Consider the following 10,717-nt stretch of genomic DNA (forward strand, 5'->3'; position numbering starts at 1 on the left):
TCGGCGGCTGGCGGCGGTTCCTTTTCCACCCGGGCGTGCCGGGGCGGGACGGCGAGGCGGAGCACGTCGGTGAGGGTTCCGGCGTAGCGGTCGGCGACCGCCCGGGCCAGCTCCGCGATCTCGGGCGCGAGGATCGGCTCCGGTGACACCACGCGGGTCAGGAACGCGAGCGTGCCGGTGTGGTCCGACCGCTCGCACCGGCTCAGGATGAACCCGTCGACGAGCCGACCGGCGAAGCGGACCCGGACCCGTGCGCCGGGAACGGCGGCCTGCGCCCACTGCGCCGGCACCAGGTAGTCAAACAGTCGATCCAGGTGGGCGGGTGAGACGTCCACCGCGACCCTGGCGACCGGCAGGTCGCCAGCCGGTTCCGGCGCGCCCAGGCCGGTGGACCGCGCCGGGCGCCGAGCCGACCCGGCCCTCGTCGGTGGACGGGATGCGCCGCCCGGCGCATCCCGCCCGGCGCAGGGGTCAGACCGTTCGGGCATACCTCGTTTAGTACCAGGTGCATCCGACAGACCCGGCCGCGCACCGGACCACGGCGCTGACCACGGACCCAGCCACCGACCTGACCGCGGCCAGCCCTACCCGCGGACGGCGGTCGCCAGGAGATCTGCGCGCGAGGTCGACTCCCAGGTGAAGTCGAGCTCTGGGCGGCCGAAGTGACCGTACGCGGCGGTCTGGGTGTAGATGGGCCGCAGCAGATCCAGATCCCGGATGATCGCAGCCGGCCGGAGGTCGAAGACGGAGGTCACGGCATCCTGGATCTGCTCGTCGGGCACTGTGCCGGTGCCGAAGGTCTCGACGAACAGTCCGACCGGCTGCGCCTTGCCGATGGCGTAGGCCACCTGGACCTCGCAGCGGCGGGCGAGCCCGGCGGCGACGACGTTCTTGGCGACCCAGCGCATCGCGTACGCGGCCGAGCGGTCGACCTTGGACGGGTCCTTGCCGGAGAAGGCGCCACCGCCGTGCCGGGCCATCCCGCCGTAGGTGTCCACGATGATCTTGCGTCCGGTGAGGCCGGCGTCTCCCATCGGGCCGCCCACCTCGAACCTGCCGGTCGGGTTCACCAGCAGTCGGTACCCGTCGGTGGCGATCTCAAGTGCGGCCAGCTCCGGGGTGACGACGTATTCGGCGACGTCCGGCGCAAGCAGGGTGTCAAGGTCGATGTCGGCCGCGTGCTGGGTGGACACGACCACGGTGTCCAGCCGAACCGGCCGACCGGCCGAGTACTCGATCGTGACCTGGGTCTTGCCGTCCGGACGCAGGTAGCCGACCTTACCGTCCTTGCGCACGGCGGCCAGGCTGCGGGCGAGCCGGTGCGCCAGAGCGATCGGCAACGGCATCAGCTCGGGCGTCTCGTCACAGGCGAAGCCGAACATCAGCCCTTGGTCGCCGGCGCCCTGCTTGTCCAGCTCGTCGTCGCTGGATCCGCCGACCCGGGTCTCGTGGGCGCTGTCGACACCCTGGGCGATATCGGGCGACTGCGAGCCGATCGACACGCTCACGCCACAGGACGCGCCGTCAAAGCCCTTCTTGGACGAGTCGTAGCCGATCTCGAGAACACGGTCCCGGACGACGGCGGCGATGTCCACATAGGTGTCCGTGGTGACCTCACCGGCGACGTGGACCTGACCAGTGGTGATCAGAGTCTCGACCGCGACCCGGCTGTGTGGGTCATCCTTGATCATTGCATCGAGGATGGAGTCGCTGATCTGATCAGCGATCTTGTCCGGATGCCCCTCGGTAACGGACTCGGACGTAAACAGGCGCGTCGCCACGTTCTGACCCCCTGGGAGATCCAGTCGATTCCGGCGCAGTCTACCGACGGACACCGTCGGCAACAGCGATAACGGTGCCATCGAGCGGCGGGAGCCGGCTGACCACCAAGTCGAGCACACGGTGCGCAAGAAGATCCTTGCTGGTCCGTTCGATCACCGTCTCGGTGCCGTCCGAGCCGAGCACCACGGCGGCGTTGTCCTCGACCTCGAAACCGAGGCCGTCACCGACCTGGTTGACGACGAGCAGGTCCGCTCCCTTGCGGGCGAGCTTCTCCCGGCCGAGGTCGAGCAGGTCGACCCCTGGCGCGCCGGTCTCCGCGGCAAATCCGACGAGCACCTGACCGGGCCGACGGGCGGCGACCAGCTCGGTCAGCACGTCCGGATTACGGACCAGGGCGACGGGCTCGGGGTCACCGTCCGATTTCTTGATCTTATGGCTCGCCCGGTTGACAGGCCGGAAGTCCGCGACCGCCGCCGCCATGACGACCACGGCGGCCGCGGGCGCCTCCGCGTGCACGGCGGCCCGCAGCTGTGCGGTGGACACCACGCGGACGGTGCGGGCTCCCGCGACCTGCGCCAGGGCCACGTTGGCCGCCACGACGACGACCTGCGCTCCCCGGGCGAGCGCCGCCCTGGCCAGCGCGTAGCCCTGCCGGCCGCTGGAGGAGTTGCCGAGGAAACGGACCGGATCCAGATGTTCGCGGGTACCACCGGCGCTGATCACGACCGTGCGCCCGGCCAGGTCCGGTGCGAGCCCGTTGCGGGTCAGCACCGCCCGGGCCACCGACGCGATCTCCGTTGGTTCCGGGAGTCGGCCGGCCCCGGAGTCCGCACCGGTCAGCCGGCCCACCGCCGGATCGATGACCACAGCGCCCCGGGCCCGCAGCGTCTCCACATTGGCCCGGGTCGCCGGGTGCTCCCACATCTCGGTGTGCATCGCCGGCGCGAACACGACCGGACAGCGCGCCGTGAGCAGGGTGGCGGTCAGCAGGTCGTCGCAGCGTCCGGTCGCAGCGCGTGCGAGGAGGTCCGCCGTGGCCGGGACGACCAGGACGAGGTCGGCCTCGCGCCCCAGCCGTACGTGTGCCACCTGCGCGGCGTCGGTCCACACCTCGGTTGACACCGGATGGCCCGACAACGCGGCCCAGGTCGGCTCACCGACGAACCGCAACGCCGCGTCCGTCGGCACGACCCGTACGTCATGCCCGGTCTCGGTCAGCTGACGAAGCACCTCGACCGCCTTGTAGGCCGCGATCCCGCCGGCCACGCCCAGCACGATGCGGGGGCGTCGCGGACTCGCGCACGACCTGACCGGTTCGCCCGTCATCCCGACAGCACGATCACGACAGCGGACCCGGTCACAGCGGGCGATGCCCGGTCAGGAGACCGGTGGCAGCGGCTCGATGACGGTCTCATGCGTCAGCAGGCCGGCGTTGATCTCACGCAATGCGATCGACAGCGGCTTCTCCTGCGCGCTGGCCGTCTCCACCAGCGGTCCGACGTACTCCAGCAGGCCCTCGCCCAGCTGCGAGTAGTAGGCGTTGATCTGGCGGGCCCGCTTGGCCGCGTAGATCACCAAGCTGTACTTGGAGTCGGTGGCTTCCAGGAGCTCGTCGATCGGCGGGTTGGTGATGCCTTCGGGCTGCGCGACAGTGCCGGACACGGTGTCCTTCCGGAAAACACAGGGGCTGTCAGCTCGTGGTGAGCCGCCAGCATGCTCGGGGTTGGCGGGAGCGGACGGGGAGCGGTTGGATCGTCATGAGCCCCGGTGTAGCGCGAACCCACGATCAACCCGCGAACCCACGATCAACCCACGACGCACCACAATATTGCCTCACAACAATATTGCCCTTCAGCGTAGAGCAGGCCCCGGCCTGTCGGCGCGCAGCCCCCCGGGTCGCCGCCGTCAGCTCATCCCGTCAGCTCATCCCCGTCAACGTGTAGCCGTCAACTGGCAGCCATCAGGGACACCAGTCGCGCCGCCGCCGTCGTCACGTCGTCGTTGACCACGACCTCGTCGAACTCCGCTTCGGCGGCGAGCTCGATGCGCGCGCGGTCGAGCCGACGCCTGATCACTTCCGACGGCTCCGTGCCCCGGTCGACCAGCCGGCGGACCAGTTCCTCCCAGGACGGTGGGGCGAGGAAGACGAACCGGGCGCCTGACATGGTCGAACGCACCTGACGGGCACCCTGCAGCTCGATCTCCAGCAAGCAGGGTACCCCCGCGGCCAGCCGTGCCTCCAACGGCGCACGCGGCGTCCCGTACGCGTGACCCGCGAACATCGCATGCTCCAGAAGTTCACCGGTCTTGACCATCAACGCGAACTCCTCAGCATCGACGAAGCGATACTCCACCCCGTCGGTCTCGCCCGGCCGGGGCGCGCGTGTGGTGCAGCTGACCGAGACCCAGACCTCAGGGTGGCGCCGGCGTACCTCGGCGACGACAGTCCCTTTCCCGACGCCCGACGGACCGGACAGAACGGTGAGCCGCATCAGCACACCCTAGACTCCGTCCCACCGGCGACGGAGCGGCACTTGCGGACGGTTGAACGTCGGCCAAAGGTCATGCGACTCTCACGAACCTCATAGGATCGCGAGACGAACCGATCGGCACGTTTCGCGCTGCCGAAGCCCGGCAGAACCCTGAGCTCCTGTGCGCAGGCAAAGAAACAGTCGGTACGGCGGCCCGACGGCGCGAGGTTCTCGCCATTACCGGGACGCCGCACCAACCCACAACGGCCGAGGATGTGCGGCACACACCTGCCGGACACTGGTGGTGATCAGGATGCCGTGAACTCCTGAACCAGTGCGGCACGCTGTTTGGCACCAAGACCTCGTAGGCGACGGCTGTCGCTGATCGCGAGTCGTTCCATGATCTTCGTGGCGCGGACACGACCGACGCCGGGCAGGGATTCGAGAACAGCGGCCACCTTCATCTTTCCAATGACCTCATCGGTGTCGGCTCTCTCAAGGACGGACGCGAGTGAGACTTCCGCCTTCTTGAGCCGTTCCTTGAGTTCTGCACGCTGCTTACGCGCCAACCCAGCTTTCTCGAGGGCAGCAGCCCTCTGCTCGGGCGTCAGGGGCGGCAGGGGCACGGGTACGCCTCCTTCTTTCGAGTGATCGCGGCGCCGCGCAAACTAGCGAGTAACAGGCGTCTCGGTCCAGTCGGTAGCACGGGTACATCCTCGGACTATTGTCCACAAGACCGTGCCCGGATGTCCGGATGAATCGCGGTGCCCGCGCCTTACTGATTGCTTTCGGTCGCTCGAGGACCTACCGTACCGGGCAGATCGCCTCGAGATGGCCCAATCGGGGCCTGTGTGACGTCACACCAGGTCAGCGGCACAGTGGCGGTGTCAGGTACCGGTCACAAACCGAGCCGCGGCGGCCCCCGGATCGCTCGACGCAATGATCGGACGCCCCACCACCAGAAGGTCGGAACCGGCCCGAAGGGCCGCTGCGGGCGTAGCGGTACGCGCCTGATCGTCGACGTTCGCGCCCGCCGGCCGGACTCCCGGAGTGATAAGTGTCACATCACTTCCAACCTCAGCGCGCACTGCCGACACTTCGCGCGGGCTGCACACCACGGCCCGCGCACCAGCGGCCACGGCCAGCGCGGCAAGGCGGCGGACCACGTCGGACGGCGGCCCGCCAAACCCGCACGAGACGAGCTCGGCACCGCTCAGGGACGTCAGCACGGTGACCGCGGCGATCTCGACATCCGGCGCGGCATCGACCGCCGCCCGCACCATCGCCGCGCCCCCCGCGGCATGCACGGTCACATACCTGGGACCGAGACGGGCCACGGAACGCATCCCCCCGGCCACCGTGTGGGGGATGTCATGCAACTTGAGGTCGAGGAAGAGGCCGATCCTGTCCTGTTCGGCCGGGCCCGGTCCAGGATCGCCCCCGATCGCCTCCCACAGCGCCGTCACGATCCTCGGCCCCTCGCGGTAGAACAGTTCCAATCCGACCTTGACCACGGCGACGTGGGGCGCCACCGCGCGGGCCAGCCGCAGCGCCTGCGGCCCGTCGGGCACGTCCAGCGCGACCGCCACCGGCGGCCGCGACGTCCAAGCGGCCAGCCGCGTCCCCGGCAAGCCCGTCACCCCGTCACCCCGTCAGCCCGTCAGCCTGTGAGGCCGTCAGCCGGCCAGCCCAGGCGTCGTGGCCGGCGTGACCCGGCCGATCGACCCCGGTTCGTCCCCAGTGGCATGCACGTCCTGGGCGGTGTGGACGTCCCCGATCGCGTCGGTAGGCGGCGAGTCGGGGGGCTGGGCGTCGGCGGGCTGGGCGTCGGGGGGCTGGGCGTCGGCGGGCTGGGTCCGCCACGGGCCACCGGTGGCACCGGGTACACCGGACCGATCCCGGTCGGCCCAGGCGGCATGCAGGTCCGCGTGGAAGCTCTGCAACGGCATCACGCCGATCTCGCCGCGGACCAGGGCCTCGATCCCCTGCACGCAGGCGGCCGCGCCCTGGATCGTGGTGATGCAGGGCACCCCGATCACCACACACGCCGTCCGGATCTCGTATCCGTCCAGTCGCGGCCCCACCCCGCACGGCGTGTTGATCACCAGGTCGATCTGACCCGATGTGATCATTTCAACACAGTCGATCAGATTGGCGCTCGGCGTCGAGTGCTTTCCGAGCACAACCGCCTTCACTCCGTTACGACGCAGCACTTCCGCGGTTCCCTCGGTGGCATAGATCACGAAGCCGAGATCCGCGAGCCGCTTGATCGGAAAGATCATCGCACGTTTGTCACGGTTGGCCACCGAGACGAACACCCTGCCGTAGGTGGGCAGCGAGGCATACGCCGCCGCCTGCGACTTGGCATAAGCGGTGCCGAAGCCCGCGTCGATGCCCATGACCTCGCCGGTGGACTTCATCTCGGGTCCGAGTATGGTGTCCACCCCGCGCCCGCCGGCGTCCCGGAACCGGCCGAAGGGCAGCACCGCCTCCTTCACGGCGATGTGGGAGTCCACCGGCAGCGTCGCGCCGTCGCCGTGCGACGGCAGCAGCCCCTCCGCGCGCAGCTGGGTGATGGTCGCGCCGACCATCACCCGGGCCGCGGCCTTTGCCAGCGGCACCGCCGTCGCCTTCGACACGAACGGCACGGTGCGTGATGCCCGCGGGTTGGCCTCCAGGACGTACAGGACGTCGGACTGCAGCGCGTACTGGACGTTGAGCAGACCCCGCACCCCGACCCCCTGCGCGATCAGCCGGGTGGACTCGCGGATCCGCTCCAGGTCGGCGCGGCCCAGCGTGATCGGTGGCAGCGCGCAGGCCGAGTCCCCGGAGTGGACCCCCGCCTCCTCGATGTGCTCCATCACGCCACCGAGGTACAGCTCGGTGCCGTCGTAGATGGCGTCCACGTCGATCTCCACGGCGTCGTCGAGGAACCGGTCGACCAGCACCGGATGCTCAGGGGAGATCTCGGTCGCCCGCTCGATGTAGGTCCGCAGCATCTGGTCGTCGTAAACGATCTCCATCCCGCGCCCGCCGAGTACGTAGGACGGCCGTACCAGGACCGGATAGCCGATCCGCTCCGCCACCGTCCGGGCCTCGGCATAGGACGTCGCGACCCCGTGCGGCGGTGAGGGCAGCCCGGCCCGGGCGAGCACCCGCCCGAACAGGCCGCGGTCCTCGGCCATGTGGATCGCGCGCGGGGGCGTCCCGACGATCGGGACGTCGGCGGCGGCGAGCGCCGCCGCGATACCCAGCGGAGTCTGACCGCCAAGCTGAACGATCACCCCGACCAGCGGGCCGGCCCTGCGCTCGGCGTGGACGACCTCCAGGACGTCCTCGACGGTGAGCGGCTCCACATAGAGCCGGTCGGCGGTGTCGTAGTCGGTGGACACCGTCTCCGGGTTACAGTTGATCATGATCGTCTCGTAGCCGGCGGCCGACAGCGCCATCACCGCGTGGCAGCAGGCGTAGTCGAACTCGATGCCCTGTCCGATCCGGTTCGGCCCGCTACCCAGAACAATCACCCGCGGCCGGTCGCCGGCGGCGATCTCAGTCTCGGAATCGTAGGACGAGTAGTGGTAGGGCGTGGCGGATGCGAACTCGGCCGCGCAGGTGTCGACCGTCTTGTAGACCGGCCGGATGCCGGCGCGGTGCCGGAACGTGCGGACCACGTCCTCCTTGGTCCCCAGGACCTCGGCGAGCTGCGCGTCGGAGAAACCCGCACGTTTGGCCCGCAGGATCCCCGCCGAGTCGCGGCTGATGGTCGCGGCGATCTCGTTGATGCCGGCGATCTGCTCGACGAACCAGCGATCGATGCCGGTGACCTCGGTGACCCGGGCCGGGTCAGCGCCGGCCCGCAGTGCCTGCTGGACCGTGCGCAGCCGCCCGTCATGCGGGATGCGGGCCCGTTCCAGGAGCTCGTCGACATCCCCGGTCCCGCCCGCGAAGGAGAACACCGCGCTGGGCTGCTCGAGGGACCGCAGGGCCTTCTGCAGCGCCTCGGCGAAGCTACGCCCCATGCCCATGGCCTCACCGACCGACTTCATCGTGGTCGTCAGCGTCGGGTCCGCCCCGGGGAACTTCTCGAAGGCGAAGCGGGGCACCTTCACCACCACGTAGTCCAGTGCCGGTTCGAACGCCGCCGGTGTGGTGCGGGTGATGTCGTTGGGGATCTCGTCCAAGGTGTAACCGAGCGCGAGTTTCGCCGATATCTTCGCGATCGGGTATCCGGTGGCCTTCGAGGCCAGGGCCGACGACCGGGACACCCGGGGATTCATCTCGATCACGATGAGCCGCCCGGTGGCCGGGTCCACCGCGAACTGGATGTTGCAGCCACCCGCGTCGACGCCCACCGCGCGCATCACCGCGATGGCCATGTTCCGCATCTGCTGGTACTCGCGGTCGGTCAACGTCATCGCCGGTGCCACCGTCACCGAGTCGCCGGTGTGCACGCCCATCGGGTCGATGTTCTCGATCGAGCAGACCACGACCACGTTGTCGGCGCAGTCACGCATCAGCTCGAGCTCGAACTCCTTCCAGCCGAGGACGGACTCCTCGACGAGCACCTCCGAGGACGGGCTCGCGGCGATGCCGTCCTCGGCCATCCGGCGCAGTTCACCGGCGTCATGCGCGAAACCGCTGCCGGCGCCGCCGAGAGTGAAGCTCGGCCGCACCACGACCGGGTACTGGAATTCCTCGGCGGCGTCGAGGCACTGCTGCGGGGTCGTGCAGATGGCGCTGCGGGCGGTCTCACCACCGACCGACGCGACGATGTCCTTGAACGCCTGACGGTCCTCACCGGCACGGATCGCGTCGATGTTCGCACCGATCAGGCGGATGCCGTACCGGTCCAGGACACCGGAGTCGTGCAGCGCGACCGCGGTGTTCAGCGCGGTCTGGCCACCCATCGTCGCGAGCAGCGCATCGGGCCGCTCCCGGTCGATGATTTTGGTGACCATGTCGAGTGTGATCGGTTCGACGTAGGTGGCGTCGGCCAGATCCGGGTCGGTCATGATCGTGGCCGGATTGCTGTTGACCAGCACTACCCGCAGGCCTTCGGCGCGCAGCACCCGGCAGGCCTGGGTGCCGGAGTAGTCGAACTCGCAGGCCTGACCGATGACGATCGGCCCTGATCCGATGACCAGGACACTGCTCAGATCTTCTCGCCGCGGCATCAGCGCATGACCTCCCGTCGCAATCCCTGCGCGTACGCCTGCGCGGGTGTACCCGGCCCGCCGTGCCGCTCACCCGCGTTCACCGGAATGCCGCCATGAGATCGCGGAACCGTTCGAACAGATCGTGCGCGTCGTGGGGGCCGGGAGCCGCCTCAGGATGAAACTGGACGCTGAAGGCGGGTACATCCAGACATGCAAGACCCTCCACCACGCCGTCATTGAGCGCAACATGGCTGACCTCGACCGGCCCGTAGGGCGTCCGGGTGACGCGGTCACGCGGTGCCCGGACGGCAAAACCGTGGTTGTGGCTGGTCACCGCGATCCGGCCGGTCGCGGTGTCGGCGACCGGCTGGTTCACACCGCGGTGGCCGTAGGTCAGCTTGTAGGTGTCAAAGCCCAGCGCCCGGGCCAGCACCTGGTTGCCGAAGCAGATCCCGAAGATCGGAATGCCGGCGTCCAGCACCATGCGCACGGCCTCAACCGCGTAGTCCGCGGTCGAGGGATCGCCCGGGCCGTTGGACAGGAACACCCCGTCCGGGGCGAGGTTGAGCAATGCCGCGCCACCGGCGTGGGCCGGCAGGACGTGCGTCTGACAGCCGAGCGCGGACAGCGCCAGCGGCGACGACCGCTTCATGCCCAGATCAAGCGCGGCCACCCTGAACATGGGCACACCGGTCGCGGCCGCCACCACGTACGGCTCCCGCGTGCTGACCTCCGGTGCCAGATCCGCACCGACCATGCGCGGGCTCGCGCGCACCGACTCCAACAGGGTGTCCGCGTCCTGCGCGGCATCGGCGATGCCGCACCGCATCACTCCGCGTTCCCGCAGGTGGCGGGTGAGTGCCCGGGTGTCGACGCCGCTGATGCCCACCACGCCGGCGGCCACCAACGCGTCGTCCAAAGTCCGGCGCGAGCGCCAGCTGGAGGCGATCGGGCTCGGGTCGCGAACCACGAAGCCGGCCACATGGATCTTCGATGACTCGTTGTCCTCGTCGTTCATACCGGTGTTGCCGATATGCGGCGCGGTCATGACCACGATCTGGCGGTGGTAGGACGGATCGGTCAGCGTTTCCTGGTACCCGGTCATGCCGGTAGCGAAGACGATCTCACCGAACGCCTCCCCCGACGCCCCGAACGCCTCCCCGGCGAAGCTGCGTCCATCCTCCAGCATCAGGCGCACGGCCCGGACACCGGCGGCGGTATGACCGGTGTCGTCCCACCCGCGCTCCGACGGCAGTTTCAGGGAGCCGGTGTCCGGCTCCGACCCGCCATGCCCCTGGGCCCCTTCGT

The 10,717-nt window shown here is 69.5% G+C and carries 8 protein-coding genes and 1 pseudogene; all 9 read right to left on the minus strand.

Annotated features, from left to right (window positions below):
* Positions 1 to 488: pseudogene (locus U9980_RS10050) on the minus strand (primosomal protein N'); the annotation flags it as partial.
* 96 nt (positions 489 to 584) lie between these two features.
* Positions 585 to 1,781, minus strand: coding sequence for a methionine adenosyltransferase (gene metK / locus U9980_RS10055; RefSeq protein ID WP_322767676.1), 1,197 nt, complete (start codon positions 1,779 to 1,781; stop codon positions 585 to 587).
* Positions 1,782 to 1,821: 40 nt separating this feature from the next.
* A complete protein-coding gene (gene coaBC / locus U9980_RS10060) occupies positions 1,822 to 3,108 on the minus strand; it encodes a bifunctional phosphopantothenoylcysteine decarboxylase/phosphopantothenate--cysteine ligase CoaBC (protein WP_322767677.1) in 1,287 nt (428 codons plus the stop codon).
* Positions 3,109 to 3,159: 51 nt separating this feature from the next.
* Positions 3,160 to 3,444, minus strand: coding sequence for a DNA-directed RNA polymerase subunit omega (gene rpoZ / locus U9980_RS10065; protein WP_322747524.1), 285 nt, complete (start codon positions 3,442 to 3,444; stop codon positions 3,160 to 3,162).
* A gap of 284 nt (positions 3,445 to 3,728) precedes the next feature.
* Positions 3,729 to 4,274: a guanylate kinase gene (gene gmk / locus U9980_RS10070; RefSeq protein ID WP_322755819.1), complete on the minus strand. Its 546-nt coding sequence runs from the start codon at positions 4,272 to 4,274 to the stop codon at positions 3,729 to 3,731.
* A 287-nt stretch (positions 4,275 to 4,561) separates the two neighbouring features.
* Positions 4,562 to 4,879, minus strand: coding sequence for an integration host factor, actinobacterial type (gene mihF, locus U9980_RS10075; protein WP_322747526.1), 318 nt, complete (start codon positions 4,877 to 4,879; stop codon positions 4,562 to 4,564).
* Positions 4,880 to 5,140: 261 nt separating this feature from the next.
* Positions 5,141 to 5,893 carry an orotidine-5'-phosphate decarboxylase gene (pyrF, locus tag U9980_RS10080; RefSeq protein WP_322767678.1) on the minus strand — a complete coding sequence of 251 codons (753 nt, stop codon included), beginning with the start codon at positions 5,891 to 5,893 and terminating at the stop codon, positions 5,141 to 5,143.
* A 36-nt stretch (positions 5,894 to 5,929) separates the two neighbouring features.
* Positions 5,930 to 9,427 carry a carbamoyl-phosphate synthase large subunit gene (gene carB, locus U9980_RS10085; RefSeq protein WP_322767679.1) on the minus strand — a complete coding sequence of 1,166 codons (3,498 nt, stop codon included), beginning with the start codon at positions 9,425 to 9,427 and terminating at the stop codon, positions 5,930 to 5,932.
* Positions 9,428 to 9,506: 79 nt separating this feature from the next.
* Entirely contained in the window at positions 9,507 to 10,598 is a 1,092-nt protein-coding gene (gene carA / locus U9980_RS10090) for a glutamine-hydrolyzing carbamoyl-phosphate synthase small subunit (protein ID WP_322747568.1), read from the minus strand.
* Positions 10,599 to 10,717 lie beyond the last annotated feature (119 nt).

This window comes from Protofrankia sp. Cr1 (assembly GCF_963555865.1).
Lineage (GTDB): Bacteria > Actinomycetota > Actinomycetes > Frankiales > Frankiaceae > Protofrankia.